This is a genomic window from Dietzia papillomatosis NBRC 105045 (assembly GCF_001570845.1).
Lineage (GTDB): Bacteria > Actinomycetota > Actinomycetes > Mycobacteriales > Mycobacteriaceae > Dietzia > Dietzia cinnamea.
This window is the reverse complement of record NZ_BCSL01000027.1, coordinates 23,145-49,963: the sequence shown is the minus strand read 5'-3', so window position 1 is coordinate 49,963 and position 26,819 is coordinate 23,145. Positions and strand designations below refer to the sequence as shown.

Here is a 26,819-nt window from a genome sequence, read left to right as displayed (position 1 = left end):
GCAGCCGAGGCGACCACGCCGCCACCTGAGGCCGCGGACGAGACCGCGGGCAGCTCGCCCGCCGCGGCGCCTGCCGAGACCGACGCCGCCCCGCACTCGGACCCGGCCCCGCGTGAGCGAGTGAACCCCGCCGCGGCCAGCCGCTGGTGGCAACGCAACAAACCCACCGACAGCACCCTGGAAAAAGCCATCCTCCGCGCACTGCATGAGCACCTCGACGAACTCCTCCAACCACCACCACCCTTCTAAGGCGGGGACGTAGTCAGCGCCGGCGGCCAGGGCCGACGAGCCCGGCCGCGGCGAGGCGAGGTGGCGAGTTCGCGAGTCAGCCCTGGTAGCGCTCGGGCTCCTTGCCGAATTCGAAGCTGAGGCCGGTGAGATGCTCCGGGGTGATTTCGACGACGATGTACTTCAGCGTGGGGATCCACGGCTTGAGGTCGAGTTCCTCGGCCCGGTTGATCTCATCGAAGCTCTCGAGGCTGCGGGCTCACCCTCGGGCCACGACCGACCAGGCGTGACGGCCCTCCACGTGATCGACCTCGAAGAGGACCTCGGGGTGCACGGTCAGGCCGGCGAGTTTGCTCCCCCCGCGGTGCGGAAGAGGATCTTGCCGTCCCTCGACATCGCGTGGTTGACGGGGAAGATCTCAGCGCGGCCCCCGGTGACGGTGACGAGTCGGCAGAGGGAATCTGGGGCCAAGAGTTGGAGGCAGCGGGCCTCCTCGAGATCGGTGATCGGCCTGTCGTCGATCGCCCCATCGCCCCACCGGAAGCGGGCTCGTGGGGTCCCCCAGAACGGGCGCTGGGTGACTGACCTCACTCCACGTCGGCCACCTGCGCACTCATCGGCGTTTCAGGTAACAACTCGAGGAAGGTAGATGCAACAACGGGGTTGCGTCACTACGGTAGAGAGCGATTATGAACCCAGGAGAACGAGAAGTACCCCGTACCCCTGATTCGTCCGACGCGGTGTTCCGTGTGCCCACGGCGGCTGACGGAACCCGCATGTGGGAGATCGCCCGTGACAGCGGCGTCCTCGACCTCAACTCCTCCTACGCCTACGTTCTGTGGGGCGCCGAATTCTCCGAGAGTTCGGTCGTGGTGGAGGTGGAAGGTCGGGTCGTCGGCTTCGTCACCGGGTTCATCCGCCCCTCCGAGCCGGACACGATCTTCGTGTGGCAGGTCGGCGTCGACGCCGACCAGCGCGGCAAGGGTCTCGCGGCCCGGCTTCTGCACAGTCTCTTAGACCGGCTGGCCGAACGCGGCGTCGTGCGACTGCGAACCACCATCAGCCCGGATAACGAGGCGTCGCAGCGGACGTTCGGCGCCGTGGCCCGCGACAGGGGGATGACCCTGTCCAGCGAGGACTACCTGAGCTCCGAGCTGCTCGGAGAGGGTCACGAGCAAGAAGACCTCTACACGATTTCCTAGACGAGGGCGCGCGGGCCGCCCGGCCCACAACCGCCGCCCGCACCTTCCCCATTGGAGTGATCAGGACAATGACCGAGCCCACCCACGACACCAGCACCAACACGGAGATTTTCGACGATCGCGAATCCGAGGTGCGTAGTTACTCGCGTAACTGGCCTGTGGTGTTCGACACTGCAAAGGGGGCGACGCTCCGGACCGTCGACGGAGACGAGTACCTCGACTTCTTCGGTGGCGCCGGCGCCCTGAACTACGGCCACAACGACGAGGACATGAAGACCGCGCTGCTGGAGTACATCTCCCGCGACGGCGTCACCCACTCGCTCGACAAGTACACCGTCGCCAAGCGGGCCTTCCTGGAGACCTTCTCAGAGAAGATCCTCGAGCCGCGCGGCCTGGACTACAAGGTGATGTTCCCCGGGCCGACGGGCACCAACGCCGTCGAGTCGGCGCTGAAGCTGGCCCGTAAGGTCACCGGCCGTGAGGCCATCATCAACTTCACCAACTCGTTCCACGGCATGACCCTCGGGTCGCTCTCCGTGACGGGTAACTCGATGAAGCGCGCCGGCGCCGGCATCCCGCTCGTGCACGCCACGCCGATGCCGTACGACAACTACTTCGGCGGCGTCACCGAGGACTTCCAGTGGATGGAGCGCGTCCTCGTCGACTCCGGTTCGGGCATGAACCGCCCGGCTGCCGTCATCGTCGAGTGCGTCCAGGGCGAGGGCGGCATCAACGCCGCACGCGCCGAGTGGCTGCGCGCGCTCAACGAGCTGTGCGTCCGCCACGACATCCTGCTTATCGTCGACGACGTCCAGATGGGCTGCGGCCGTACCGGCGAGTTCTTCTCGTTCGAGTTCGCGGGCATCAAGCCGGACATCGTCACCCTGTCCAAGTCGATCGGCGGCTACGGCCTGCCGCTGGCCGTGACGCTCTTCCGTCGCGACCTCGACGAGTGGACCCCGGGCGAGCACAACGGTACATTCCGCGGCAACAACATGGCCTTCGTCACCGCCGAGCTGGCACTGCGCAAGTACTGGTCCGACGACCAGCTGCAGAACCGCACGCTCGAGAACGGCCGCATCCTCCGCGAGCGCTTCTCCCCGCTGGTCTACAAGTACGAGGGCAAGCTCGAACTGCGTGGCCGTGGCATGGCGTTCGGGATCGCGTTCCTCGAGAACCCCGAGCTCGCGGCGCAGGTCATGGCGCGTTGCTTCGACAACAAGATGCTCGTCGAGACCGCCGGCCCGAGCGACGAGGTCGTCAAGTTCCTCGCCCCGCTCACGCTGACCGATGAAGAGCGCGACCGCGGCATCGAGATCTGCTACGAGGCCGTCGACCACGTCCTCGCCCAGCAGTACGGCTGAGCCAGCAGTACGCCTGAGAACCGCAGACCACCAACCCCTCGACGAGGAGGCACCGCATGATCGTTCGCACCACCGCAGAGATCACCGATACCGACCGCCACATCAAGGGCAACAACGGTAACTGGGAGTCCAAGCGCATCGTCCTGGCCGACGACCGCGTCGGGTTCTCGTTCCACGAGACCACCATCGCCGCCGGTACGACCAACGATTTCCACTACGCCAACCACGTCGAGGCCGTCTGGCTGACCCGCGGCAAGGGCACTCTGCGTGACCTCACCAACGGCAAGGAGTACCCGCTCGAGGCGGGCACGATGTACCTGCTCGACGGCAACGAGAAGCACCAGGTCATCGTTGAGGAGGAGATGCAGATGCTCTGCGTCTTCAACCCGCCCGTCGTGGGCGACGAGAACCACGACGAGAACGGCATCTACCCGCTCCTGCGCCTGCAGGACGACGGCACCGTGGTGCGCGAGAAGTAAGCCCCACGCCGCACTCCCCGGCCCGTTTCGTTCAGTCCGAGCGAAACCGGCCGGGGAGTTGCTCGTTCCGGGGCACTAGCTGGAACGAGCAACAGGTATTGATGCCCGTCCACCAGCGATCATCGGGGCGGGATCGGGTGGGCTTCGAGCTCGCCGGAGACGTCGGCGGACTGTGGAACGTCGACGCGGCCGACACCCGGCACTGCGAGACCTGTTCCGCTGCGACTCCGAGGTCGTGCGCGTCGAACCGATCGGGCCGAGGCTGACGCCGGGGAGCTCTCGACCGCACTCCGAGGCGCGGGCGTCGACACGGCGAGGCTGAACCAGGGCAGAATATCCGGGTGTCGACGATAGTGTTCCTGCACGCCCATCCCGATGACGAGACCTCGCAGACCGCCGGGATGATGACCCTGGCTGCCCGCAGGGGGCACCGGGTGGTGACCGTGTTCGCCACCGACGGCGACCACGGGGAGCGCCCCGAGCACCTCGGCCCCGACGGTGACCTCGTCGAACACCGGCGCGAGGAGGCGCGGGCCGCGGCGGCCGTGCTGGGCGTGGCCCGCATCGACTGGCTGGGCTACCGCGATTCGGGGATGACCGGCTGGGAGCAGAACGACGACCCGCTCTGCCTCCACCGCGCCGACATCGACGACGCGGCCGCCCGGGTGGCGCGGATCCTCGACCGCGAGGACGCCGACGTCCTCGTCGGCTATGACGATCACGGCAACTACGGTCACCCCGATCACATCGCCGTCCACCGCATCGCCCGACGCGCGGTGGAGCTGGCCGCGCGCCGACCGCGGCTGCTGGAGGCCACCACGAACCGTGACGCCCAGCTCGCCATGCTCGACAGTCCCGAGGCCACCGAGTTCCTGCGCATGCTCGCGGTCGGCGGCACGGAGCTGGACCCGGACCAGCTGCGGGCGATGATCCTCACCGGCGACGACGGTCAGCCAGTGGGGATGCCGGAGTCCGAGATCGCGTGGGCGATCGACCTGCCGCAGGACGTGATCGAGACCAAGCGCCGCGCGATGCAGTGTCACGCCAGCCAGACCAGCGACATCGGAACGATGCTGGCGCTGCCGCCGGAGATCTACGCGGTCGCCTTCGGTACCGAGTACCTCATCGAGCCGGGCGCGGAGCAGCCGATGCGCCGCGCGTGGCCGTTCGACTGAGCGCCGGGCGGGTCAGGGCATGTCGAGGGCGCGGACCCAGTCGCCGTGGCCGTGCGCGGTGGCCAGGGGGCGTCCGTTGACGGCGACGACGAAGAGGCCCTTGTGGCGGCGGATCGACTCGGGGACCTGCGCGGCGACGTCGGGTAGAAGGGTCACGCCCTCGACCGAGATCCAGACGCAGCCCAGCTCGGTGACACGGCGGACGAACTCGGCGCGGGCCGGTGGCTCGAGGTATCCGAGCACCGCGGTGTGGAACACCACCGGGGTGGTACCGGCCGGGCAGGCGGCCACGGACTCCTCCAACCGCTCGACGAGGTCACCGGCGAGGATCCGAGGCGGGTCGACGGCCGCGATGTCCAGGGCGGCGTCCAGGCGCGGCCCCCGCTGGTCGTGCTGGCCCGGCCAGATGAGGCTGTGCAGCCAGGCGCGGGAGTCGGGGTCGGTGGGGTCGATCGGCGTCAGGTCCACCCCGCCGCGGTGGGCGACCTCGGGCAGCGAGCGCGGCAGGGGCACGCCGTCGCGTAGGTCGCAGTCGAGGACCGGTGTGCGGGCCCCGGCACCGTCACCGGCACCGTCGGGTCGCAGCTCGTGGGTGCTCCCGCCGTCGACCGTGTATCGGTAGGCGTAGCGGTCCGGGTACAGGCACAGTCCCGCGGAAGCCCCCATCTCCACCAGGGAGAGCGGGCCGGGCAGGAGGGAAAGGAACGGCAGTAGAACCGCGCAGCGCTTGGCCTCGTTGGTCTGGGTGGAGTGGGTGAGCGCGATCCGCTCGATCTCGGCCCAGTGGTCGTGGACGAACCCGCGGAAGGTCGCGTAGTCCTCGGTCTCGGGGGCCCCGGCGTGCCGGGCGGCGGCGAAGAACAGGGCGGGCTGGCGCTTGATCCGGGGCAGCGTACCGATGAGGTCGCCGGTCCCCGGGTCTCCGGCGATCCCGCGGGCCCACGAGAGGTATACGGGCGTTCGTTCGCGGACCTCGTACTCGGCGAAGTCGGAGTAGCGGGAGGGGACGTCGTCGACGTGCGCGGAGTCCATGTCATCAGCGTCGCACACCGACGCGGGACACGCCGTCGACGCGGGAACGGTGGCCTCACTCGTAGGCAGGAGGTATGATTGGTGACGCATCAATAAACTGAGACAATCCTGGGAGCCCCGCATGTCTACCGCGACCGACTTCACCCCCGCACAGAACGCCTCGACCGACGGCGAGTTCGTCCGCGACGCGACGTACATCAACGATCGCGTGGTGGCGGACGTGCCCGCGGGTTCGGACCCGGTCGGCGAGAAGATCGGCGAGATGCGATGGCCGGTCGAGGCCGGCCGTTACCGGCTCATGGCCGCCCGAGCCTGCCCGTGGGCCAGCCGGAGCATCATCGTCCGCCGCCTCATGGGCCTCGAGGACGCCATCTCCCTGGGCCTGGCCGGCCCCACGCACGACATCAACTCCTGGGTCTTCGACCTCGACCCGGACGAGCGGGATCCCGTCACCGGCCTGCACCGCCTGCAGGAGGCCTACTTCAACCGCATCCCGGACTATCCGCGCGGCATCACGGTGCCGGCGCTGGTGGACCTGCCCACCAAGTCCGTCGTGACCAACGCGTACCAGAAGCTCAACTTCGACTTCATCTCCGAATGGACGGCCTTCCACCGCGAGGGCGCGCCCGATCTGTACCCCGAGGAGCACCGCGACGAGATCGACGAACTCGACTCGTGGATCTACCCCACGGTGAACAACGGCGTGTACCGGTGCGGGTTCGCCGCCGACCAGGAGGCCTACGAGGAGGCCTACGACGAGCTGTGGGCGTCGCTGGACCGCCTCGAGGAGCGCCTGACCACCCGCCGCTACCTCGTCGGCGACTCCATCACCGTCGCCGACATCCGCCTGTTCACCACGCTGGTCCGCTTCGACGCGGTCTACCACGGCCATTTCAAGGCCAACCGGTCCAAGATCAGCGAGATGCCTGCGCTGTGGGGTTACCTCCGCGACCTGTTCCAGACCCCCGGCTTCGGCGACACGTGCGACTTCCCCCAGATCAAGGCGCACTACTACAACGTGCACCGGGACGTGAACCCCACCGGCGTCATCCCCAAGGGGCCGGACCTGTCCGGCCTGCTCACCCCGCACCACCGCGAGGAGCTGGGCGGTCGCCCGTTCGGCGACGGGACCGCGCCCGGGCCGATCACCGATCCGTCCGAGAGGGTGCCGGAGGGACACGGCGCGGCCTGACGTCCCCGGGAGAGGGCCTAGACTGGTCGCCTGTGAACCCAGCCCCCGCCGAACTCGGTCGCTATCGTCGCGGCGCCCGGCAGTTCGTCATGTTCGGAATCGTGGGCGGCTCGGGCATGGTCGTCAACATGATCGTCACGGTCTTGATGAACAAGGCCAACGGCGGCACGGCCAACGCGCAGGAGATCCTGTTCCCCATCGCGGGCACGGAGTTCAACTTCCGGTTCACCACGTTGGTGTGGATCGTGGCGTTCCTGGTGGCCAACTTCTACAACTTCCTGCTCAACCGGCACTGGACGTTCGGTAAGGGACACAAGGCGCCGGCGTGGCAGGAGTTCTGGCCGTTCCTGGTGGTGGGGTCGGTGGCGGCGGCCGCGGGCATCTTCATCAAGCTCGCGTTCACCAACCCCACCAGCCCGCTCTACCTGCCGGAGCCGTGGTGGCACGAGGAGGCCGGGATCCACTCCCGGGAGTACTGGAGTCAGCTGCTGACGATCCTCATCACGATGCCGATCAACTTCGTCGTCAACAAGCTCTGGACGTTCCGCGCGGTGCGTAACCGACACCACGCACGCTCGACCGCGAACGCGGTGGTCTAGGACCGACCGTGGAGACGTCGCCGCTGGTCCTGTGGTTCGACCTGATGGGCGTGTTCTTCTTCGCCCTCTCGGGCAACCTGCTGGCCGCGCGCAAGGACATCGACATCACCGGTGGGTTCATCCTGGGCCTGCTCGCGGGGCTCGGCGGGGGCATCATCCGCGACGTCATGCTGGGCGTCACGCCGCTCGCGCTGGCCAAGCCCGTGTACCTCGTTCCGCCACTGGTCGCCGTCGTGGTGGTGTACCTGCTGGGCTCGGTCATCCACCGGGTGCAGACGCTCATCGTGGCGTGCGACGCCGCCGGCCTGGGCCTGTTCTGCACGTTCGGCACGGCGCGCGCGCTGGATCACGGCATGCCGGTGGCCTCGGCGCTGCTGCTCGGCGTGGTCACCGCGGTCGGTGGCGGGTTGATGCGCGACGTGGTGGCCAACGAGATCCCGGCCGTGTTCAGCGGGTCGAACCTGTACGTGATCCCCGCGGCGACCGGCGCCGCGCTCACGGCCGTCGCCGTGTCCACCGATGTGTGGGGGCCGGTATCGGCGACCGTGCTGTCGGTGCTGGTGTTCGCCTTCCGGATGGTCGCGTGGGCCCGACAGTGGCGCGTGCCGGCGCCCGTGCGCACCTGGACCGTGCGGGACCTGGACGTGTTGCGGCGCCGGGAGCGGTCGGTGTTCGGCCGACCGCGCGGCGAGAGGGACGACGGCCTCCGCGACGATGAGTACGACGACGACGAGCTCGGCCGCCGGTAGGGTGACCCGGTGCAGTACTACCTCAGCCTGCTGGGTTTCGCGGCGATCGATTCGCTCAATCTCCTGGCCTTCGCCGTCATCGCGGGGCTGTGGCTGACGTCGGCCGGCCGCGGCATCGCGTTCGCCCCTCGGGCGGCGCGGTTCACCGGGGGCGCGTTCTGCGGGATCGTGCTGCTCTCGCTGATCTCCGTGTGGGTGATCGGCAACAACCAGGAGTTCGTCCGGAGCCTGTTCTACAACCTGTGGGCGATGATCGCGCTGGGCGTGATCGGCCTGGTCATCACCGTCATGGGCCTGCGCCGGCCCGCGGAGGCCAAGGAGGAGAGCGTCGAGGCCCCGCTCACCCAGAACGTCCTGCAGAAATTCGGAATCATGGCCACCGGCATCGCGCTCGGCGTCATCCAGTCGGGGACATCCGCGCCGTTCGCGGCGGGCATGGTGCTCATCTCGTTCGCCGAGAGTCCGTGGTGGTCCAAGCTGCTGCAGATCCTGTTCTTCGCGGTCATCGCGATCCTGCCCAGCACCGGGCTGATCATCGCGCTGTCGCGGGTGCCGTCGGGCAGCATCGGTGCGGCGTCCCGTCGCATCGACCGGTTCCTGTCCTACGGCCGCGTGGCCGGGCGGGTGCTCACCCTGGTCGTGGGCGTGGCGCTGACCGTGCTGGCCGTCGTCCGCATCGTCCAGCTCACCGGGGTGCTGTCATAGTCCGGTCCTAGGGTGACGGCGACCACCATCGCCGGTGGTCCGACCGACGAGGGAGACGACATGCAGATCGACGACGTGCAGATCACCACGACCGCGCCTTCCGGCTCCGTGCTGTGCGAGGACGGGCTGAGGCGGCCCCCGTGGGCGGCGCGGGACCCGCTGCTGCGGGAGTACTACGACACCGAGTGGGGCATGCCCGTCCGGGACGAGGCCGGCCTGTACGAGCGGCTGGTCCTCGAGGGGTTCCAGTCCGGGCTGAGCTGGGTCACGATCCTGCGCAAACGGCCCGCGTTCCGCGAGGCGTTCGCGGGGTTCGCCCCGGACGCCGTGGCGGCCTTCGGCGAAGAGGACGTCGCGCGGCTCATGGCCGACACGCGGATCGTGCGCAATCGCCGCAAGATCGACGCCGCCGTCGCCAACGCGCGCGCCGTGGTCGCGCTGCGATCCGACGGCGGCCTGGTGGAGCTCGTGTGGTCCTACCGGCCGGAGGCGACACCCGAGCCGCGGACCATGAACGAGGTGCCGACCCGGTCGCCGGAGTCGGAGGCGCTCGCCAAGGAGCTCAAGAGACGGGGGTTCAGCTTTGTCGGACCGGTGACGGTCTTCGCCCTCCTGGAGGCCATTGGCGTGGTGGATACGCACCTTGTGGACTCGCACCGCCGCGGCACGTCGGGGGTCTGGGCTCCGCTGCCGGGCGCGGGCTGACCCGGCAGCGGCGCCCCGACCCGGGTCACGCCGGCAGGGGCGCCAGGCCCGCCCGCGGCGGGAGGTCGCGCAACGGCGGGGCCAGCGAACCGTCATGCTCGAGCAACCCGGTGGCGGGGCCGCCCACGCACACCGGGATTCCCCGCAGGGTCGCCATGCGTTCGAGCGACCGGTCCAGCGCCCGCCGGCTGAGGGTGCCGTCGGCCACGGCGCGTTCGACGGCGTCCAGGGTCTCACCGAGCCCGGCCGTCGTGATCCACAGCGGGGAGTCCGCCCCGGCGATGAGGGATTCGGTCACGGCGGTGGGCAGCGCGAACGCGTCGGTCACGGCGCGCATGCCGGACAGGTCGTCGGTGAAGATCGGGCCATCGAAGGGCGGGGCGCCGTAGCCGTGGCCCTCTCGCAGCAGCCGGTACGCGGCGGGCGAGAGCGACGCGGGCCGGTCGACCCCGGTCAGGCCGGGGACCTGCTGGTGGCCGAGCATCATGCCCGCGCCGGGGGTCCGGGCGAGTGCCGCGAAGGGCCGCAGATCGTGGGTCATGAGCTCGTCGAGCGGGGGCACCGTCACCGAGCGGTGGTGACTGTCGCCGGAGGAGCGTCCGTGCCCCGGGAAGTGCTTGAACACCGGGGCGATGCCAGCGTCACGCAGGCCGGCGGCGAACGCACGGGCATAGGACACGACGCGGGCGGGGTCGGGGGAGAAGGAGCGGTCACCGATCACCGCGCCGTCCGGCTGCTCGGACACGTCGAGGGAGGGCGCGAAATCGACGGTCACGCCCATCCCGCGGAGAAACTCCCCTCGGGCGCGGGCAGCCGCCCGGACCTGATCGGGGCTCATGGTCGCGGCCATCACGCGGGCGGACGGCAGCGGGCCGGCATACGGCGCGATGCGGGAGACGCGCCCGCCCTCCTCGTCGATCGCCACGAGCAGGGGTAGGGGCGAGTCGTGCTGCAGTCGGGCGAGCCCATCGCCGGAGACCACCTCGCCCACCACGTCACCGCCGAGGAAGATGCCGCCGATCGAGTGCTGTTCGACCGCTCGACGGGCGTCGGCCATGGAACTCACGCCGACGGTGAACAGCTGGGCGATCCGCTGACGCTGCGTCAGCCCGTCCAGCGGAGATACGCATCCGGGCGGGGGTGCCGACCTGTGGCCACCGGGATCAGCGGCCGGGGCGGCAGTCGCCTGCGGAGCAGGAGCGGCCGCGGCGGCGGCGGTGGGGTCCGAGCCGGGCGCGGCGGGCTCCCCGGGGGCGCACCCGACCAATGTCAACCCCGCAGCGAGGGCGGCCACCGCCACACGGAGCCGGCGGGTGGGGGACACGCCCCCACTGTATCCGGGGTCGACTCGGGGACCGCGCTGGTCCCGCGCACTCCGACCATGGGTGGTGTCCCAGGGGCGCCCGGGCGTCCCGGCATCGGGTCAGCGTCCGACCATCTCGAGCGCTCTGCTGCCGAAATCGATCGCCTGCCCGACGCTGCCCCTGCCGCCGGAGACGTGTTCGGAATTGACCAGCGCCCGGGGCAGGGCTGAATCGCGGCGGGGGACCACGGTCGAGGAGTTCACGTCTCGTCCACCTGCGGCTGCGATGGTGTGTGGATGGACTCGACTCTCGACCGCAGACTGGGGCCGTCCGATGCCGTCGTGGTGGGCCTCGGTGCCATGATCGGGGCGGGCGTGTTCGTGGCGTTCGCGCCCGCCGCCGCACGCGCCGGCTCATGGGTGTGGGCCTCACTCGCGGTGGCCGCCGTGGTGGCCGTGTGCAACGCCCTGTCCTCCGCTCGCCTGGCAGCGCAGTTCCCCGCGGCGGGCGGGACCTACGTCTACGGTCGCGAACTGCTCGGCCCGCTGCCGGGGTTTCTCGCCGGCTGGGGATTCGTGGTGGGCAAGACGGCGTCCTGCGCGGCGATGGCCCTGACCGTGGGCCTGTACCTCTGGCCGGAGCAGTCCTCGGTGGTCGCCGCGGTGGCCGTGCTGGCGCTGACGGTGCTGTCGGTTCTCGGGGTGCAGCGCACGGCCACGGCGTCGAAGGTACTGGTCGGCGTCGTGCTGGCGGCACTAGCAGTGTTCGTGGTGGCGGCGTTCGTCTCGTCGGCCGGCTCATCGGCAGTGCCAGGGGCGGCGGCGCCCGCGGCAGTGCCCGCCGTCGACGGAGAGGCGTTGCCCGGGCGCATACTCGGCGTGTTGGGCGGCGCGGGGTTCTGCTTCTTCGCCTTCGCCGGGTACGCCCGCATCGCCACGCTCGGGGAGGAGGTGCGCGATCCGGGCCGCACGATCCCGAGAGCGGTCGTCATCCCCATCAGCGTCGTGATCGCCGTCTACGCGATCGTTCTCGCCGCGACGGTCCACGTGCTCGGGGTGCAAGGCGTGGCCGCGAGCGCCGCGCCCGTGCTGGACGCCGCTGAACGGGTCCCGGCCGGGGAGGTGCTCGCGCCCGTGGTGCGGATCGCCGCCGGGATCGCCGCGCTCGGGGCCCTGCTGGGCGGAGTACTCGGCGTCTCCCGCACGACCCTGGCGATGGCGCGGGACCGGCACCTGCCCGCTCCGCTGGCGGCAGTGCACCCCACCACGCGGACGCCGTACGTCGCCGAGATCTGCGTGGGCGTGGTGGTGGCCGTGATCGTCCTGGCGGCCGACGTACGGCAGGCGATCGGGTTCTCCTCCTTCGCCGTCCTGATCTACTACCTCGTCGCGAACACCGCGGCCCTGCGTCTTGATCGACGGCGCCGCGGACTGCCGGCCTGGGTGCCGGTGCTCGGCGCGGTCGGATGCGTGATCGTCGCCGGGAGCCTGCCCTGGCAGTCGGTCGTCGGAGGCCTCGTCGTCTTCGTCGTCGGCGGTGTGGTCTACGCCGTCACCCGCCCCAGGGCGGTGACCCCGGGCGTAGCGTCACGGACATGACCGAGCACCAGACACAGTCCGACCGGGCCCCGCAGGGCCAGAACCACCGCCGCCTGCTCCCGTCGCATCTGCGCCGGCCCGTGATCGGGGCGCCGATGGCCGGCGGCCCCACGACGCCCGAACTCATCGCCGCGGTGGGCGAGGCGGGGGGCCTGGGCATGATCGGCTCCGGTTACCTCGACGCCGCCGACACCAGAGCGGAGATCGGGCGCGTCCGCGAGCTCACCGACGCGCCGTTCGGCGTCAACGTGTTCCTGCTGGATCGCGCCGACTCCGACGCAGCGCTGGCGGCGGCGGGCGGTCCCGAGGCGGTCGAGCGCTACGCCGAGGCGATCGGGCCGGTCGCCAGGCGGCTCGAGGTGGCCCTCGCGGAGTCGCCGGGCTTCACCGACTTCGACCAGGAAGCCACGCTCGCCGCGCTGCTGGACGACCCGGTCGCGGTGGTCTCGTTCACCTTCGGCATCCCGGAGCCCGGCATGGTCCGTGCTCTACAGGACGTGGGCACGACCGTGGTCGTGACGGTGGCAGGCGTCGCCGACGCGCGGCGGGCCGTCGAGGCCGGGGCGGACTGGCTGTCGGTCCAGAGCGCGGAGGCCGGCGGGCACCGTTCCACGACCACGGTGGGCGAGGAGCCCGACGACATCACGACGGTGGAACTGGTGCGGGCGGTGCGCGAGGCACTGCCGGAGGTGCAGTTCGTCGCCGCCGGCGGGATCAGCACCCCGCACGACGTCGCCGCCGTGCTCGCAGCGGGCGCGGACGGCGTCCAGCTCGGGACCGTGCTGCTGCGCACCCCTGAGGCGGGCACGAGCGCACTGCACCGGTCCGCGCTCGGCGACCCCCGGTTCACCGAGTCGCGGCCGACCCGCTGCTACACCGGTCGCTACGCGCGGGCGCTCGTCAACGAGTTCGTCGCGGAGTTCCACGAGGCCGCGCCGGCGGCGTACCCGCACCTGCACCTGCTCACCGGCCCGATGCGCAAGGCCGCCGCGCGGGCGGGCGACATCGAGGTGCCGCCACTGTGGGCGGGATCGCGCTGGCGGGCCGCCGACGCCTACGCCGACCAGCCGGCCGCGGAGGTCGTCGCGGAGCTGTGGGACCGCGCGGGCGAGCAGGCGGGCTGGGCCGAGTAGGTCAGGTACGCGCCCACGGCGGCTAGGAAGAGGAGGCCCGCCGTTCGGCCTCGGCCGCGATGTCGGCGAGGTCCTGCTCCATGGTCTTGCGGGTGGACTTCTCGGCGAACTTTCCCATGAGCCCCATGACGACGCGGGAGACCGCGGGAGCGTGGGCAGTCTCGGCTCCGAAGCGCATCCGGAGCGTCGACCCGCCCTCGGCGTCGGGTGTGATGGTGAAGACGGTCGTGTACTCGGTCCCGCCGTTCTCGGCGACGATCGTGGTGGAGTGAGGCGGCTCGGCGGCCATCACCATCATCTCCTCGGTGGCCTTCATCCCGAACATCTTGCGGGTCTCGCGCCACCGCAGGCCGGGCTCATAGGGGCCGGTCGTGAGGATTTCGACCGCCACTACCCCGCTGAGCGTCCGGTGCGCCTCGGGGATGTCGGTGAGCACGGACCACACGGTGTCGGGGTCGGCGGCGACGTGGCGGGACAGGTCGAGCTCCATGGCCCCGAGTGTAGTGAAATGCACGGCGCCGGCATCCGTCCGAAGACGAATGCCGGCGCCGGGGTGTTGAAGGCGGGCGCTAGTGGCCCGCAGTCAACCAGATCAGGACAGCGAGCCCGTGATCTGGGTGACGAAGCCACCGAGGGTCTCGAGGACGTCGGCGAAGAGGCCAGCGCCCGCGTCGACGACCTGCGAGCCGGTGTTCACGGCGTCGGAGCCGGTGGCGAGGCCGGGGAGGAAAGTCTGGATGGAACCCATGGTGATGGTCCTTTCGTCAGGGGCGGCGCCGGATGCGCCGCTCGGTCTGGCGTGAGGATCCTGCGGACCGTTGGTCCCTCAAGATCTCACCACCAGACGCTACGTAGCTGGCCGGGCCGTTTCATCCGCTCGGACGCCGAAGAGGGCCCAAGGTCCGAGGGAATCGTTTACTTTTGCAGGTGAAGTCGCGGTCTCGGTTAATGTGATCTAGATCACTTCACGCGTCGCACTATGTATCGAGTGATCCGGCGAAAAGGGGGAGGGCCGGCTGAAATGTACGACACCGGCACCCGCGCGAGGCGGCTGCCGGTGTCGTTGCGTAGATCTGGACCCGAAGGCCCGGGATCACTCAGCTCAGAGCGAGCCGACGATGTCGCCGAGCGAGCCGGTGACGGTGCCGTAGACGCCCTTGGCCGCGGTGGAGCCGGTGCTGACGAAGCCCTGGGCCGCGGTGGAGCCGGTGTCGATGAGGCTGTTGAAGAAGCCGAGGATGCCGTTGAAAATCTGCTCGATCATGTGATGATCCTTTCGCTCTGAGCGGCGCCGGGGTGCGCCGCTTCCGTGGTGCAGTCCTGCTTGCGGACTCGTGAGGTACATCCGGATCCGGGTCCGAGTCGTTACCCGACATCGGTGACAGGCCTGCCCTGTGGGCGCTGGCGCCGACGTCGGAATCTTTATCAACCTACGTCGGAGGTCTGCAAACATTTATGGTGTGATCTAATGCATATTTCGCCGAATGCCGTGCGCAGTGACTGGAGCTGTGGGGTGCGCCACGGATATCAGCGGCGCCGGCGCCCGTGGATGGCGGGCGCCGGCGCGGCGGGTGGGGGCCGGACCGGGGTCCGGCGTGCGTGGCCCCGGTCCGGATCTGGCCCGGGGGTCGGTCGAATCAGGAGCCGAAGGCGGTCGCGATGAACCGGGCACCCAGGGCTTCTACTGTGATGTGGCTCACAAGTACATCCACTGGGTGGGCCTGCGTGTTGCACGGTCATCGCCAGGGAGCTCGGGAGTTCCAGCGGGGTGGCGGCGGGCGCCGGGGTGCGGCAGTAAGAATGGAGCACATGACGCCGCCCACGCAGCCCGCCCACGACCCCGTCCCGCTCCCGCCAGGCTTCCGCGCGCACGCAGGGGCCGCGGGACTGCGCGAGCGCGGTGACGACGTCTTCGTCGTCGTCAATGACGGCCCCTCCCCGGCCTCGTCCGCGGTGTTCACCCGCTCCCTCTTCGCGGGGCCGTCGGTCGTGCTCAGCCGACAGAACGCCGCCAGCGGTACGGCGCGCGGCGTGGTCGTGGTGGCCAAGAACGCCAACGTCGCCACCGGTGAGCAGGGAATGGCCGACGCGCGGGAGGTGCTCGAGCGCGCCGCCGACGCCATCGCCGTGGCCCCGGGGGAGCTGCTCATCGCCTCGACCGGCGTGATCGGCCGCCGCTACCCGATGGACAAGCTGCGCGCGCACCTCGACGGCCTGGCGGGCGCGACGTTCGACGCCGACGCCGTCGCGCTGGCGACCGCGATGATGACCACCGATACCCACCCCAAGACCGCGCGGGTGGAGGTGACGACGACGACGGGCGGCACCGCTCAGGTGGTGGGCATCGCCAAGGGTGTCGGGATGATCGAACCGGACATGGCAACGATGATCGCCGTGCTGTTCACCGATGCCGCAGTGGAGCCGGGTGTGCTGGACTCGGCGTTCCGGGCCGCGGTGGACGAGACCTTCAACTGCCTGTCCGTGGACACCGACACCTCGACCTCCGACACGGCCATCGCGCTGGCCAGCGGGGCGGGCGATCCGGTCGGCGAGGTCGAGCTGCGCGAGGCGTTCGAGGCGGTCTGCCTGGACCTCACCCGGCAGCTGGCCCGCGACGGCGAGGGCGCCACCAAACTGCTCACCGTCGAGGTCACGGGCGCGCGCGACCGCGCGCAGGCCAAGCGCGTGGCCAAGGCGATCCTCAACTCGCCGCTGGTCAAGACCGCCGTCCACGGGGCCGACCCCAACTGGGGCCGCGTGGCCATGGCGATCGGCAAGTGCCACGACGACACGGACATCGACCCCGAGCGGGTGCGGATCGTCTTCGGCGACCTCGAGACCTATCCCGCCTTCCCCGGTGAGGCGGAGCTCGAGCGGCTCACCGAGATCATGCGGGCCGAGGAGGTCACCATCTCCGTCGACCTGGGCGTGGAGGGCGGCGCCGCGGACGGCTCCTGCACGGTCTACGGCTGCGACCTCACGCGGGAGTACATCTCGATCAACGCCGACTACACGACGTGAGCGCGCACGATGACGTGAGCGCGCACGAGTTCGGCGCCGCGGACCTCGAGGCGATCCGCGCGGTGTTCGCCCGCCGCCTGTACGTCATGGACACCAAGCAGTGGGACGCCTACGGGCCGTGCCACACCGAGGACGTGGTGAGCGAGTCGTGGGCGGCCAGCGGCGGCGCCGCCGAGGTGCGCGGCCGCGACGCGCTCACTGCCGCGATTCGCGAGACCCTCGACGGCTCCAGCCCGGTGACCAGCGTCCACCACGGCCACACCCCGCTGCTCGAGTTCACCGGCCCCGACCCGGAGACCGGCGAACCCACTGCGAGCGGGATCTGGGCCATGGAGGACCGGCTCTGGTGGCGCGTCGGCGACCGCGAGCGCCGGCTCCACGGCTGGGGGCACTATCACGAGCGGTACCGCCGCGTGGACGGGCGGTGGCTGATCTCCTACCGCCGGCTCGAGCGGATCCGCGTGGACACCGGCTGGGTCTGAGCAGGCGGGTCGGACTCGTGCGGGTGCGCTGCACGCGCGGGTCTGCCCCTGCGCTCAGCCCGCGGGGTCGGGGCTACGGCGTGCCATCGCGAGGATGGTGTCGCGGGTGTCGTGCCAGACGGTGCCGGTGATGTCGCCCCACGGGTCGTGGCCACCGGGTACGAGCGAGACGCGGGCCGGATCGCCGGCCCGGCGCGCCGCCCGGACGTAGGACTCGGACTGCTCGGGACGCACGACCTTGTCCTCGCGGCCGTGGACGCACACCACCGGGACCCCGGCGGGCAGGTGCGTCACCGGGGAGGCGTCGACGTACCGCTGCCGGCGGTCGCCCGGGCGCCCGCCGAGGAGATCGTGGACGTACCTGTCGCCGGCGCGTTCGGCCATGAGCAGGTCCGCGACCCCCGCCAGCGAGACACAGCCGGACACCGGCACGACCGGCCTCGAGCCGGGCAGCGAGGACGGCAGCCGCGCCCGGCCGGCGACCCACAGCGCCAGGTGCCCGCCCGCGGAGTGCCCGACCACCACGACCCGGCGCAGATCGAGCCGATCGCCGAGCTGCGCGGAGACCTCGGCGAGGTGGTCGACGGCGTCGCACACGTCGGCCACCGTGGTGGGCCAGCCGCCGCCGGAGTCCACCCGCCGGTACTCCACGTTCCACACCGCCACGTCGAATGAGGCCAGGTCGCGGGCCTGGTTCTCCATGTATGTCAGGCCGAGCGAGTCCTTCCAGCCCCCGCCGTGGACGAGCACCACCACCGGCAGCGCGGGGTTCGCCGAGTCGGGCAGGTACAGGTCCCCGAACGACTGCCCGTCCGTATCGCCCGGATCGGCGTAGTGGAACCGGCGGGGCTCGCGCACGGGGACCGCACCCTCCGGCGGCACGTACGGGCGCGGGGCCACGGACTCGGCGCTCTGGCCGCGATCGAGGTCCTCGTCGTCGTCACCCCGCCCGATCACCGACGTGAGAGCCCACCCCGCCGCCCCGCCGAGCGCGGCCGACAGGCCTATCAGCAGCGAGCGGCGGGACAGGTCTGCCCGGGTGCGCGGGATGCGGCGGCCCGGCACCTGACGGCCCGGTGCGCGACGGCCGGCCGCGGGACGGCGGGTCGCGGGACGGCTGGGCATGCGGCGGCGATACCTCCTGGTGGGAACGCCGGCCGGCCCTGCGGCGCTGCTGCTAAAGGGCCCGGGCACGGGGCTGTGGGTCAGACCGTGCCGGCGACGACGTCGTTCTCCGCGCCATCGTAGAACGGGACGTACCCCTTCTCCTTGGACAGCACGTAGAGCGGGTCGTCGAACGTCGAGGTGTCGAACGCCTGCGCGCGCAGTTCGGTCTTGCGGCTCTTGTAGGTGGAGGTGTGTTCGAGCTCCTTGGACAGCCGGATGAACAGCGGGACCGCGTACGACGGCAGGGAGTCCCGCAGGTGCTCGGCGAGCGCCGCGCCGTCGAAGTCCGACTTGTCGTGCAGGCGGATCGCCGCCATGCCGGCCTTGCCGTCGGCGTCCGGGACCGCGACGCCGTAGACCACGGCCTGGTCGACCTCCGGGCGGGCGCTGATCGCGGCCTCGACCTCGGTGGTCGCCACGTTCTCGCCCTTCCAGCGGAAGGTGTCGCCCAGGCGGTCGACGAAGGAGGCGTGCTTGAGGCCCTGGTCGAGCATGAGGTCGCCCGAGACGAACCAGGCGTCGCCGTCGCTGAAGGCGTCGCGGACGATCTTCTTCTCCGTGGCCTCGGCATCCGTGTAGCCGTCGAAGGGCTGCGAGTCGGAGATCCCGCTGATGAGCAGGCCGATCTCGCCCTTGCCGACCTTCCGCAGCCGGCCGTCCTCGCCGCGGCGGGGCTCGCCCGTCTCGGGGTCGTAGTCGACGATCGCGAAGTCCATCGGGCAGTACCCGGTGGTGCGCGGGACGTTGAACGCGTTGACGAACGCGATGTTGCACTCACTGGCCGCGTAGAACTCACAGATCCGGCCGACGCCGAAGCGCTCCTGGAACTCGTCCCAGATCTCGGGCCGCAGCCCGTTGCCGGTCATCACGCGGATCGAGTGGTCGCGGTCGCCCGGGCCGGGATCCTGGTTGAGCAGGTAGCGGCAGATCTCGCCGATGTAGATGGCGGCGGTCGCCCCGGTCGCGCGGGCCTGGTCCCAGAACTTCGACGCCGAGAAGTGCTCCTCGATCGCCAGGCACGCCCCGGAGGCGAGCACGCAGCCGAGGGCCACCGTGAGTGCGTTGTTGTGATACATCGGCAGCGGACTGAGCAGGACGTCGTCCTTCTTCAGTCGCACGCCGGACAGACCGAAGCCGGCCATCGCCCTGTTCCACCGGTAGTGGGACATGGTCGAGGCCTTGGGCAGGCCCGTCGTGCCCGAGGTGAAAATGTAGTACGCGGTCTCCGTGCCGACCGTCTCATCGGCCTCCGGCGGGTTGACGTCCCCGACGTCGTCGCCGAGGGTCGTGAGCTCGTCCTCGAGCCACGTCAGGTCCGCCAGCTCGTCAGGGCGGTGGCGTGCGGTGAAGTCGCGGAACGGAAGGTCGACCTCGGAGCTGACGGCGAGGAGCTCGCCGATCCAGTTCTCGCGCGGCACGGACTGCACGGCCTCCACGCACTCGGCGCCGACCAGCACGAGCGTGGACTTGAGGATGTTCTGCGAGTGGTCGAGGACCTCGCCGCGCTGGTGGTGGTTGAGCAGGCCCACGGAGGCGCCGACCTTGACAGCGCCGAGGATCGCGAGCAGTACCTCGGTACGGTTGCCCATACAGATGCCGACCGTGTCGCCGCGCGTCACGCCGCGGGCCTTGAGGACCGCGGCGAACCGGTTGGCGCGGCGGTTGGCCTCGCCGTAACTGATCTCCGTGCCGAGGAACTTGATGAAAGGCGCGTCGGGCCGGGCGGCGGCCAGCTTCTGGAAACGGCGCCCGATCGAGACCTTGTCCGTGCTGCGGGAGGTCCGCACGATACGCAGCCCGTTGAGGACGGACGGCAGGTCGGCGGCGAGGGAGGGCAGGCCGCGCGCGAGGTCCGCCGGGCTGAGTGTGCGGGCGGCCCCGGACCGGCGGCCGGTGACGGTGGTCTTGTCGGTCACGACTTCTCCTCTGTGGGCGTGGTGAGTGACTTGGTCGGATCGCCCGCGAGGCCGCGCCAGGCGAGTTCCACGACGACAGCGGCGGCCACCGACGTGGGGATCGACCGGTGGGCGACGCGGTCCGCGACCGCCTCGCCTGCACCGACCAGGGCGGTGGCGACCACCTCGAGCACCTCGCGGCCGCGCTCGTCGCCCGAGTTCTGCGCGAGCAGATCGGTGGTGAGGTCGACCAGTACCGTCCGGGTCTTCTCGACCTCCTCCCTGAACTGGGGTTCGGCGAATGCCTGACGGTAGACCACATTCCACGAGTCGGTGTGGGCGTCGACGAACTCGAGGAACGCCTGGACGACGTCCTCGAGCCGTCGGCGGGGGCCGGCACTGCCGGTGGCGGCGGCGGTGAGGTGGTCGATCAGCCGACCGGACTCGCGGACGACGCACGCCGCGAACAGTTCCTCCTTGGAGCCGTAGTACAGGTACAGCATCGGCTTGGAGATGCTCGCGTGGCGGGCGATGGTGTCCATCGAGGCCGATCGGTAGCCGAGATCGGAGAACACGCGGATCGCGGAGTCGAGCATCTGCTGCTCGCGGATCGCACGTGGGATGCGTTTGGTCCCCGTCGTCACAGGTCTCCTCCCGGCGGGTCGCGGTGTCATGTGCCACACTCAACTTACCCGCCGGTAAGGACTCGTGGGAGCCGCTCCCCGGATCCGGCGCCCCGACGGGTGTTACGCTTCCGGCATCGGTGTCTCGACGACACCGCAGGACACCCACCGTTACGTGAACCCCAGGGAGACCACGATGAGCTTCGGCACCGGAGCGCTCGCCAGCGCAGTCGGCGGAATCGTCCTCGGCGGCATCGTCGCGTTCGGGGTCAACACCACGATGGCCGAGAACTCCATCCCGGACGTGCCGCAACCGCCCGCCGACCAGGCCCTCCTCGGCCAGGTCGAGTACGGCGCGCGCTGACGCCCGCAGCTCTCGACTCTCTGCACGCCGGCGTAGGTGATCCGCGGGGCCCGTCTCGGCGCCGGTGCGCGTGACGCGGTCGTCGCGTTCCTCGCCTTCCTGCTGCTGGCCTGTCTGCAGTCCCCCGGGTTGATCGCCCCGGACACCAAGTACGACCTCGTCGCGGCCCCCGGCCGCTTCCTCGCCCAGGCCACCCACCTGTGGACCGGCCTGTCCTTCGCCGGCCAGGTCCAGAACCAGGCCTACGGCTACCTGTTCCCGCAGGGGCCGTTCTTCGCCCTGTTCGACCTGGCGGGGATGCCCGCGTGGCTGACCCAGCGCCTGTGGTGGGCGGTCGTGCTCACCGTCGCGTACGTGGGCGTGGTGCGCGTGGCCGCCGCGCTGCGCATCGGCACCCGCGTCACGCGCCCGGTCGCGGGTGTCCTCTACGCGCTCGCCCCGCGGATGCTCGGCGACCTGGGGTCGATCTCGTCGGAGATCTGGCCGGTCGCCCTGGCGCCGTGGGTGCTGCTGCCGGTCATCCGGGTGCTGCAGGGCCGGATGTCACCGCGTCGCGGCGGGGCCGGCGCCGCGCTCGCGCTGGCGCTGATGGGTGCCGTCAACGCCGTCGCGACCGCGGTGGCGTGCCTGCCCGCGGTCCTGTGGTGGGCGCTGCACCGGCCGGGCCGGACGTGGGCGCGGTTGGCCGCGTGGTGGGTGCCGCTGTCCGCGGCGGTGTGCGTGTGGTGGGCGGTTCCACTGGTGCTGCTCGGCCGGGTGTCGCCGCCGTTCCTGGACTACATCGAGTCCGCCGAGGTCACCACCAGGTGGGCGTCGGTGACCGAGGTGCTGCGCGGGGCCGCGACGTGGGTGCCGTTCGTGTCGACGGACCGCACCGCCGGCGCGGATCTCACCAGCGAGCCCGCGTTCGTCCTGGCCACCGGTGTCCTGGCGGCGGCCGGGGTCGTGGGTCTGCTGCTGCGGGGGATGCCCGCGCGCGGCCGTCTGCTCGTGATCGCGGCGGTGGGCCTGGTGGCGATGTCGGCGGCGTGGGTGGGTCCGGCCGGTGGCGGGCTCGCCGAGACGGTGCGCGCCCTCCTCGACGGGGCGGGGGCCCCACTGCGCAACGTCCACAAGTTCGAGCCGCTGCTGCGCCTGCCGCTCGCACTGGGCGTCGCGCACCTGCTCACGCGTCTGCTCGGCGGTCTCGACCGCGAGCGGGCCCCCGGCGCGCTGGCCCATCCGGAGCGCGACCGGGCGGTTGCCGTGGCGATGATCGTCGTGCTCGCGGCGGGCGTGTCGGTCGCGCCGGCGTGGCTCGGGCGTCTCGCGCCGGTGGGCTCGCACGAGGAGCTGCCCGATCACTGGCCGCAGGCCGCCGCGTGGCTGTCGGAGAACGCGCCGGTCGACCGCCCGGGCACCGAGGACCGGGACCCGGCGGCCACGACCCGCGCGCTCGTGGTCCCGGGAGCCTCGTTCGGCCGTCAGGTCTGGGGCGTCACCCGCGACGAGCCGCTCCAGCCGCTGGCCGAGACGCCGTGGGCGGTGCGGGACTCCGTGCCGCTGCAGCCCGCCCCCGCGATCCGCGCTCTCGACGCCGTGCAGCGCCGCCTCGCCGACGGCCGCGCGGCGCCCGGCATGGCCGCCACGCTGGCCTCGCTGGGCATCGGGTACCTGGTGGTGCGCAACGACCTGTCGGTGGATTCCGCCGCGCCGCGCCCGGCGTTGGTCCACCAGGCCGTCGACGGCTCGCCCGGGCTCGTGAAGGTCGCCGAGTTCGGCGAGCCGGTCGCCGCGCGGGGGGACGACGTCGGTGCCGAGGTCACCGGCGGTGACGGCGGCGCGGGAGTGGCTCGCGGCGGGGACGGTGGCGACGACGACGAGGTGGTCGTCCACGATTCCGGGCTCCGGCCGGCGTATCCGGCGATCGAGATCTACCGGGTCGATTCCCGCCTGGGTTCGGATGCGACGCCGCCCGGACCGCCCCGGTCGGCGACCGCCCCGTACACGGTGGAGGTTCGCGACCTGCCCGTGGTCGCGGGCGGGCCGGAGGCCCTGTCCCGGCTGGACGACCTGCTCGCCGAGCAGGACACCATCGGCTCGCCGCCGCGCGTGACGCGGCTGCTCGAGGCCGACGCGCTCGCGGCCGGCGTCGACCCCGCGTCCGACCCGTTCCCGAGGCCGCGGCCGCTGGCCTCCACGGCGCCGGTGCTCACGGACTCGCCGACCGACCGCGAGACCGACTTCGGCCGGCTCGACCACAACTCCTCCGCCGTCCGGGCCGAGGGCGATCCACGGCGCAGCCGTGGCGCGGTCCCCGACTACTCGGCGAGCGTCGCCGGCGACGAGCCATCGCGCACCCGGGCCCGCTGGCGGGACGCCAGGGTGAGCGTGTCGTCCTCGGCGGCCGACTCCGCACAGACCGGCCCCGTGCGGCCCTCACACTCCGTGGCCGCGGCCGTGGACGGCGACCCGGACACCGCGTGGCGCTCCGGCGGATACGGCTCGGCGTTCGGCGAGTGGATCGCCATCGACCTGCCCGAGCCCGTCGACCGCGCGGTCCTGCGGCTGACCGTCCCCGCGCCGGCCGTCGGCCCGCAGGTCACCGCGCTCGAGGTCCGCACCGACACGGGCACCACCACGGTGTACCCGCGCGCCGACGAGGAGACGACCGTCGCCCTGCCGCCCGGCCCCACCGAGCAGGTCCGGGTCACGGTCACCGGCGTCGCCGACGGAGGCCGCGGCACGTACTTCGAGGTCTCCGAGATCGGGCTCGCCGCCGGCGGCGAGGACATCCCGCTGCTGCGGACCATCGCCCTGCCCGAGCGGGCCGACGACACCCGCGCGCCGTCGGGCTGGTTGCTGCGGCAGGAGCTCGCCGGCCGCACCGACTGCGTCCACGGCGGCAGCCCCGTCGAGGGACTCGCCGGGGCGGAGGAGGCCACGGGCGCCGCCCGGTGCGCCCCCGACCTCGCGATCGCCCCGGAGGAACCGGGCCGGTTCGCCCGACTGCTCGACGTCCCCGCCGACACCGCCGTCGCCCCCCGGTTGCTCGTGCGCCCGCGCCCGGGCAGCGCCCTTGACGACGTCCTGCGCGGCGACCCGGCCTCGCGGGCCCGGCAGGTGCGCGCGGAGGGCGACTCCCTCGTCACCGATCCCGCGGGTGCGCCGTCGGCGGCCGTCGACGGGGACCGCTCCACCAGTTGGCACGCGACCGACGCCCCGTCGCCGTCGCTCGGCCTGCGCCTGCCCGGGCGCCACCTCGTCGGGTCACTGCGCCTGTGGGCGCCCCGCTCGGACGCGCCGGCGGCGCCGAGGGTCGTCACGATCGACACCGGCCTCCAGCGCACGCGCGTCGACGTCGCCACGCTCACACCCGAGGAGGACGGCTCCGTCGTCGTCGACCTCCTCGCCGACCACACCGACCGCGTCACCGTCCGCGTCGACAGCACCCGCGACGTACGCACCCCCGGCGGCGCGCCCGTGCCCGCCGGCATCGCCGAGGTCTGGGTGCAGGACGCCGCCGGCGCCCGCATCGGCGCGCTGCCCGCCGCCGACGACGACCCCGTCACCCTGACCTGTCAGGACGGGCCCAGACTGCGCATCGGTGACCGGGTGGTGGGCACGCGGATCACCGCGTCCCGCCGGGCCCTGCTCGAGGGCCGCGCCGTCCCGGCCGAACTCTGCGACCAGACCCCGGTCCCGCTCCCCGCGGGGCCGCAGGAGGTCTCCGTGGATCCCGGTGAGGCGTTCTCGGTGGACACCGTGGGCCTCGTCGTCGTCGACGGCCCCGGCGCCACCACCGACGGCCCCGGCGCCACCACCGTCGGCGCCGCGCGCGTCCTCGGCGGCGCCGCGCAGCCCACCCGGGCGGTCACCACCGTCCGGTGGGACGACGCCCACCGCGAACTGCACGTCCCCGCCGCCCCGCGCGAGCGCGTCCTGGTGGTTCCCGAATCGGTCTCGCCGGCGTGGCGGGCGAACCTGGTCGCCGACGACGGCACCGCCCTGGCCGACCCGCGGGCCGTGACGGTCGACGGGTGGAAGCAGGGCTGGGTGCTGCCCGCCGCCGCGACCGGCGCCACGCTCGTGCTCACCGTCCCGCTCGACGCGCCGTACCGGTGGGCGCTGCTCACCGGGCCCTTCGCGTTGCTGCTGGTACTGCTGCTGTTCCTCGCGCGCGGCCACCGCGACCGGGCGGGGACCCGCGCGACGCCGTGGCGCGGCCGCGGTCCCGTCACCGTCGTGGCGACCGCCGCGGTGGGCTCCCTGCTCGCCGGGCCGGTCGGGCTCGCGGTGACCGCCGGGCTCACCGCCTGCGCGCTGGCGGCCAGCCGCCACCTCGGCGCAGGACGGGCGCGGCGGCTGCTCGTCGCCGGCGCCGGCGTGGGAATCGTCGCCGGCGCCGCGCTGCTCGCCCGCGCACCGTGGCCGGACCCGCTCGGCTACGCCGGGGACTCCCTCGGGCCTCAGGTCGCGACGGTTGCCGGGCTCGTCTGCGCGGGGCTCGCCGCGAGCTGGCCGTCCGCCGGACGCCCGCGCGGCGCGCGTCGGGGCGCCAGCCAGCGCTGGGACGGGACCTCCACCAGCGCGTAACTCGCCGCCGCCACCACCGTCGAGATCACGGCGGTGACCAGCCAGACCGTGAGCATCCGGCCCGAGAACATGGGCACCGACGCGATCTGGAACGCGAAGTGCAGGACCAGGACGTGCCACAGGAAGACGCCGTACGACCACCGGCCAAGCGTGGTGAGGGCCGGCGAGCCCAGAACGGCGAACCGCTCCCGGTCCGGCGACAGGGCGACCGGCGCAAGGAGGCAGAACGCGACCACCGCACCGAGGGCGGTGCGGGCCGCGAACTCCGGGCCCGACGGGTGGACGAAGCCCTCGGTGAACCACTGGGGGACCGTGGTGGCGAGGAACGCGGCGGCCGCGACCGCCCACCACGCCCACCGCGCCCGCGGGTGCCGGGCCAGAGCCGCGACCCGCCCGGGCGGCGCGGCGACCAGCTCGGCGAGGATCATCCCGGCCGCGAACCACGACGCGAACGCCGGGGGCAGGATCTGGTCGTTGATCCGCTCGGAAAGCCCGAAATCATACCACGGCACGAGCGCCCAGCCGAGGCTCGCCACCCCCACCGCCGCGATCGCCGGGATCCGCCACCGCGCGGCCGGACCACGCAGCCGCGACAGCGCCCACCACAACAGCGGCAGTACCAGGTAGAAGCTCATCTCCACTGACAGCGACCACGCGTGCGTCAGGCCCTCGACCAGCGAATCGGGCACGAACACCTGGGTGAGCGTCACGTTGGACGCCCAGGTCGCAGCTGACGCGCGGACGTTCTGCGGGATGAGGAGGAAGACCGCCGCGACCACTCCGAGGTAGGCGGGCAGGATCCGGACCAGCCGGGAGCGCAGATAATCCACCGCCGGACGGGCGGTGCCCGGGCCGCTCCGACGCGCGTGGAGGGCGTGCGCCCGCCACAACAGGAAACCGGACAGCGCGAAGAAGACGGCCACGGACAGGTCGAACCGGCCCCACACCCGGTGGACGAACGAGCCCGTGGAGGAGCCGGTCTGGAACGCCACGTGCGTCGTGAGGACCGCGAACGCGGCGACCGCCCGCAGGCCTTCCAACGCCGGGGCGAAGCCGGTCGCGGACGGCAGAGTGCCGACTCGGGGGTCGGGGGTGCCGAATGCGTTCTTCATCACTGTTAATCTTCTCCTGATGATGGTCCGGCCGGGCAGGCAACCCGGTGGTTACCGGGTGGTAACCCGGCGGGCCCAGGGCGCGACACCAGGAGGACTAGACGATGGCACGTCA

At 71.8% G+C, this 26,819-nt stretch carries 25 protein-coding genes and 2 pseudogenes; 16 read left to right on the top strand and 11 right to left on the bottom strand.

Features of this window, described 5'->3' with window-relative positions; translation table 11 throughout:
* A pseudogene (locus tag DPA01S_RS17045) lies at positions 1-249 on the top strand (hypothetical protein); the annotation flags it as partial.
* A gap of 315 nt (positions 250-564) precedes the next feature.
* On the opposite strand, the gene DPA01S_RS17590 reads toward DPA01S_RS17045, so the two are convergent.
* Positions 565-819 carry a pyridoxamine 5'-phosphate oxidase family protein gene (locus tag DPA01S_RS17590; protein WP_311199403.1) on the bottom strand — a complete coding sequence of 85 codons (255 nt, stop codon included), beginning with the start codon at positions 817-819 and terminating at the stop codon, positions 565-567.
* Between the two features lie 98 nt (positions 820-917).
* Between DPA01S_RS17590 and ectA the strand changes: the two genes are divergently transcribed.
* The 4 genes from ectA (at position 918) to DPA01S_RS10780 (ending at position 4,448) form a co-directional block, all read left to right on the top strand.
* The gene (gene ectA, locus DPA01S_RS10795) at positions 918-1,430 is read left to right on the top strand and encodes a diaminobutyrate acetyltransferase (RefSeq protein ID WP_061230004.1); all 513 of its coding nucleotides are present in this window, start codon (positions 918-920) and stop codon (positions 1,428-1,430) included.
* Between the two features lie 68 nt (positions 1,431-1,498).
* Positions 1,499-2,794 carry a diaminobutyrate--2-oxoglutarate transaminase gene (gene ectB, locus DPA01S_RS10790; RefSeq protein ID WP_061230003.1) on the top strand — a complete coding sequence of 432 codons (1,296 nt, stop codon included), beginning with the start codon at positions 1,499-1,501 and terminating at the stop codon, positions 2,792-2,794.
* Between the two features lie 56 nt (positions 2,795-2,850).
* Positions 2,851-3,273, top strand: coding sequence for an ectoine synthase (locus DPA01S_RS10785; RefSeq protein WP_061230002.1), 423 nt, complete (start codon positions 2,851-2,853; stop codon positions 3,271-3,273).
* 341 nt (positions 3,274-3,614) lie between these two features.
* Entirely contained in the window at positions 3,615-4,448 is an 834-nt protein-coding gene (locus DPA01S_RS10780; RefSeq protein ID WP_061230001.1) for a PIG-L family deacetylase, read from the top strand.
* 12 nt (positions 4,449-4,460) lie between these two features.
* On the opposite strand, the gene DPA01S_RS10775 is transcribed toward DPA01S_RS10780, so the two are convergent.
* Positions 4,461-5,480: a DUF2332 domain-containing protein gene (locus DPA01S_RS10775; RefSeq protein WP_061916130.1), complete on the bottom strand. Its 1,020-nt coding sequence runs from the start codon at positions 5,478-5,480 to the stop codon at positions 4,461-4,463.
* A gap of 121 nt (positions 5,481-5,601) precedes the next feature.
* On the opposite strand from DPA01S_RS10775, the gene DPA01S_RS10770 reads away from it, so the two are divergent.
* From DPA01S_RS10770 to DPA01S_RS10750, 5 genes are read left to right on the top strand one after another with little or no spacing between them, the layout of a single operon-like run.
* Entirely contained in the window at positions 5,602-6,672 is a 1,071-nt protein-coding gene (locus DPA01S_RS10770) for a glutathione S-transferase family protein (RefSeq protein ID WP_061916128.1), read from the top strand.
* Positions 6,673-6,704: 32 nt separating this feature from the next.
* Entirely contained in the window at positions 6,705-7,271 is a 567-nt protein-coding gene (locus tag DPA01S_RS10765) for a GtrA family protein (RefSeq protein WP_061229998.1), read from the top strand.
* A gap of 8 nt (positions 7,272-7,279) precedes the next feature.
* Positions 7,280-8,020 carry a trimeric intracellular cation channel family protein gene (locus DPA01S_RS10760; protein ID WP_061229997.1) on the top strand — a complete coding sequence of 247 codons (741 nt, stop codon included), beginning with the start codon at positions 7,280-7,282 and terminating at the stop codon, positions 8,018-8,020.
* A 9-nt stretch (positions 8,021-8,029) separates the two neighbouring features.
* Entirely contained in the window at positions 8,030-8,725 is a 696-nt protein-coding gene (locus DPA01S_RS10755) for a hypothetical protein (protein WP_061229996.1), read from the top strand.
* Between the two features lie 60 nt (positions 8,726-8,785).
* A complete protein-coding gene (locus tag DPA01S_RS10750; protein ID WP_061230005.1) occupies positions 8,786-9,430 on the top strand; it encodes a DNA-3-methyladenine glycosylase I in 645 nt (214 codons plus the stop codon).
* 25 nt (positions 9,431-9,455) lie between these two features.
* Here DPA01S_RS10750 and DPA01S_RS10745 read toward each other — a convergent pair whose 3' ends face one another.
* Positions 9,456-10,754, bottom strand: coding sequence for a glycoside hydrolase family 3 N-terminal domain-containing protein (locus tag DPA01S_RS10745; protein WP_061916125.1), 1,299 nt, complete (start codon positions 10,752-10,754; stop codon positions 9,456-9,458).
* A 99-nt stretch (positions 10,755-10,853) separates the two neighbouring features.
* The gene (locus DPA01S_RS16805) at positions 10,854-10,997 is read right to left on the bottom strand and encodes a hypothetical protein (protein ID WP_007631416.1); all 144 of its coding nucleotides are present in this window, start codon (positions 10,995-10,997) and stop codon (positions 10,854-10,856) included.
* 33 nt (positions 10,998-11,030) lie between these two features.
* Here DPA01S_RS16805 and DPA01S_RS10740 point away from each other — a divergent pair, with 33 nt between their 5' ends.
* Positions 11,031-12,332: an APC family permease gene (locus tag DPA01S_RS10740; protein WP_061916141.1), complete on the top strand. Its 1,302-nt coding sequence runs from the start codon at positions 11,031-11,033 to the stop codon at positions 12,330-12,332.
* The gene (locus DPA01S_RS10735; RefSeq protein ID WP_061916123.1) at positions 12,329-13,465 is read left to right on the top strand and encodes an NAD(P)H-dependent flavin oxidoreductase; all 1,137 of its coding nucleotides are present in this window, start codon (positions 12,329-12,331) and stop codon (positions 13,463-13,465) included. The genes DPA01S_RS10740 and DPA01S_RS10735 overlap by 4 nt, the downstream gene beginning before the upstream one ends.
* Before the next feature lie 22 nt (positions 13,466-13,487).
* Here DPA01S_RS10735 and DPA01S_RS10730 read toward each other — a convergent pair whose 3' ends face one another.
* The 3 genes from DPA01S_RS10730 to DPA01S_RS16800 all read right to left on the bottom strand — a co-directional run bounded on the left by DPA01S_RS10730 (position 13,488) and on the right by DPA01S_RS16800 (position 14,729).
* The gene (locus DPA01S_RS10730) at positions 13,488-13,955 is read right to left on the bottom strand and encodes an SRPBCC family protein (RefSeq protein WP_061916119.1); all 468 of its coding nucleotides are present in this window, start codon (positions 13,953-13,955) and stop codon (positions 13,488-13,490) included.
* 102 nt (positions 13,956-14,057) lie between these two features.
* The gene (locus tag DPA01S_RS17040; protein WP_165928431.1) at positions 14,058-14,213 is read right to left on the bottom strand and encodes a hypothetical protein; all 156 of its coding nucleotides are present in this window, start codon (positions 14,211-14,213) and stop codon (positions 14,058-14,060) included.
* A 354-nt stretch (positions 14,214-14,567) separates the two neighbouring features.
* On the bottom strand, positions 14,568-14,729 hold the full coding sequence (locus DPA01S_RS16800; protein ID WP_157076973.1) for a hypothetical protein: 162 nt from the start codon (positions 14,727-14,729) through the stop codon (positions 14,568-14,570).
* A gap of 545 nt (positions 14,730-15,274) precedes the next feature.
* Between DPA01S_RS16800 and argJ the strand changes: the two genes are divergently transcribed.
* Together argJ and DPA01S_RS10720 are read left to right on the top strand one after the other, a co-directional pair.
* Positions 15,275-16,486, top strand: a complete 1,212-nt coding sequence (gene argJ / locus DPA01S_RS10725; protein ID WP_061229384.1) for a bifunctional glutamate N-acetyltransferase/amino-acid acetyltransferase ArgJ — start codon at positions 15,275-15,277, stop codon at positions 16,484-16,486.
* A complete protein-coding gene (locus DPA01S_RS10720) occupies positions 16,483-16,968 on the top strand; it encodes a nuclear transport factor 2 family protein (protein WP_061229383.1) in 486 nt (161 codons plus the stop codon). The genes argJ and DPA01S_RS10720 overlap by 4 nt, the downstream gene beginning before the upstream one ends.
* A gap of 54 nt (positions 16,969-17,022) precedes the next feature.
* Here the strand turns inward: DPA01S_RS10720 and DPA01S_RS10715 are convergent, their stop codons facing one another.
* The 3 genes from DPA01S_RS10715 to DPA01S_RS10705 all read right to left on the bottom strand — a co-directional run bounded on the left by DPA01S_RS10715 (position 17,023) and on the right by DPA01S_RS10705 (position 20,674).
* A complete protein-coding gene (locus DPA01S_RS10715; RefSeq protein WP_061229382.1) occupies positions 17,023-18,093 on the bottom strand; it encodes an alpha/beta hydrolase in 1,071 nt (356 codons plus the stop codon).
* 80 nt (positions 18,094-18,173) lie between these two features.
* On the bottom strand, positions 18,174-20,051 hold the full coding sequence (locus DPA01S_RS10710) for a long-chain-acyl-CoA synthetase (protein ID WP_083961631.1): 1,878 nt from the start codon (positions 20,049-20,051) through the stop codon (positions 18,174-18,176).
* The gene (locus tag DPA01S_RS10705) at positions 20,048-20,674 is read right to left on the bottom strand and encodes a TetR/AcrR family transcriptional regulator (RefSeq protein ID WP_082767773.1); all 627 of its coding nucleotides are present in this window, start codon (positions 20,672-20,674) and stop codon (positions 20,048-20,050) included. The genes DPA01S_RS10710 and DPA01S_RS10705 overlap by 4 nt, the downstream gene beginning before the upstream one ends.
* A gap of 154 nt (positions 20,675-20,828) precedes the next feature.
* Between DPA01S_RS10705 and DPA01S_RS10700 the strand changes: the two genes are divergently transcribed.
* Positions 20,829-21,017: a DUF2613 domain-containing protein gene (locus tag DPA01S_RS10700; protein WP_061229380.1), complete on the top strand. Its 189-nt coding sequence runs from the start codon at positions 20,829-20,831 to the stop codon at positions 21,015-21,017.
* Between the two features lie 36 nt (positions 21,018-21,053).
* Positions 21,054-24,524, top strand: a pseudogene (locus DPA01S_RS17665) (alpha-(1->3)-arabinofuranosyltransferase domain-containing protein); the annotation flags it as partial.
* Positions 24,525-25,465: 941 nt separating this feature from the next.
* Here DPA01S_RS17665 and DPA01S_RS16370 read toward each other — a convergent pair.
* On the bottom strand, positions 25,466-26,704 hold the full coding sequence (locus DPA01S_RS16370) for an acyltransferase family protein (protein ID WP_082767772.1): 1,239 nt from the start codon (positions 26,702-26,704) through the stop codon (positions 25,466-25,468).
* Positions 26,705-26,819: the final 115 nt, after the last annotated feature.

What these genes read in the sequence shown, in the direction of transcription:
- DPA01S_RS17040 (WP_165928431.1), bottom strand. Translation starts at nt 14,213, where the DNA reads ATGGGTTCCATCCAGACTTTCCTCCCCGGCCTCGCCACCGGCTCCGAC.
- DPA01S_RS10730 (WP_061916119.1), bottom strand. Translation starts at nt 13,955, where the DNA reads ATGGAGCTCGACCTGTCCCGCCACGTCGCCGCCGACCCCGACACCGTG.
- DPA01S_RS16370 (WP_082767772.1), bottom strand. Translation starts at nt 26,704, where the DNA reads ATGAAGAACGCATTCGGCACCCCCGACCCCCGAGTCGGCACTCTGCCG.
- DPA01S_RS10735 (WP_061916123.1), top strand. Translation starts at nt 12,329, where the DNA reads ATGACCGAGCACCAGACACAGTCCGACCGGGCCCCGCAGGGCCAGAAC.
- DPA01S_RS10785 (WP_061230002.1), top strand. Translation starts at nt 2,851, where the DNA reads ATGATCGTTCGCACCACCGCAGAGATCACCGATACCGACCGCCACATC.
- DPA01S_RS10750 (WP_061230005.1), top strand. Translation starts at nt 8,786, where the DNA reads ATGCAGATCGACGACGTGCAGATCACCACGACCGCGCCTTCCGGCTCC.
- ectA (WP_061230004.1), top strand. Translation starts at nt 918, where the DNA reads ATGAACCCAGGAGAACGAGAAGTACCCCGTACCCCTGATTCGTCCGAC.
- DPA01S_RS10740 (WP_061916141.1), top strand. Translation starts at nt 11,031, where the DNA reads ATGGACTCGACTCTCGACCGCAGACTGGGGCCGTCCGATGCCGTCGTG.
- DPA01S_RS10715 (WP_061229382.1), bottom strand. Translation starts at nt 18,093, where the DNA reads ATGCCCAGCCGTCCCGCGACCCGCCGTCCCGCGGCCGGCCGTCGCGCA.
- argJ (WP_061229384.1), top strand. Translation starts at nt 15,275, where the DNA reads ATGACGCCGCCCACGCAGCCCGCCCACGACCCCGTCCCGCTCCCGCCA.
- DPA01S_RS16800 (WP_157076973.1), bottom strand. Translation starts at nt 14,729, where the DNA reads ATGATCGAGCAGATTTTCAACGGCATCCTCGGCTTCTTCAACAGCCTC.
- DPA01S_RS10775 (WP_061916130.1), bottom strand. Translation starts at nt 5,480, where the DNA reads ATGGACTCCGCGCACGTCGACGACGTCCCCTCCCGCTACTCCGACTTC.
- DPA01S_RS10770 (WP_061916128.1), top strand. Translation starts at nt 5,602, where the DNA reads ATGTCTACCGCGACCGACTTCACCCCCGCACAGAACGCCTCGACCGAC.
- ectB (WP_061230003.1), top strand. Translation starts at nt 1,499, where the DNA reads ATGACCGAGCCCACCCACGACACCAGCACCAACACGGAGATTTTCGAC.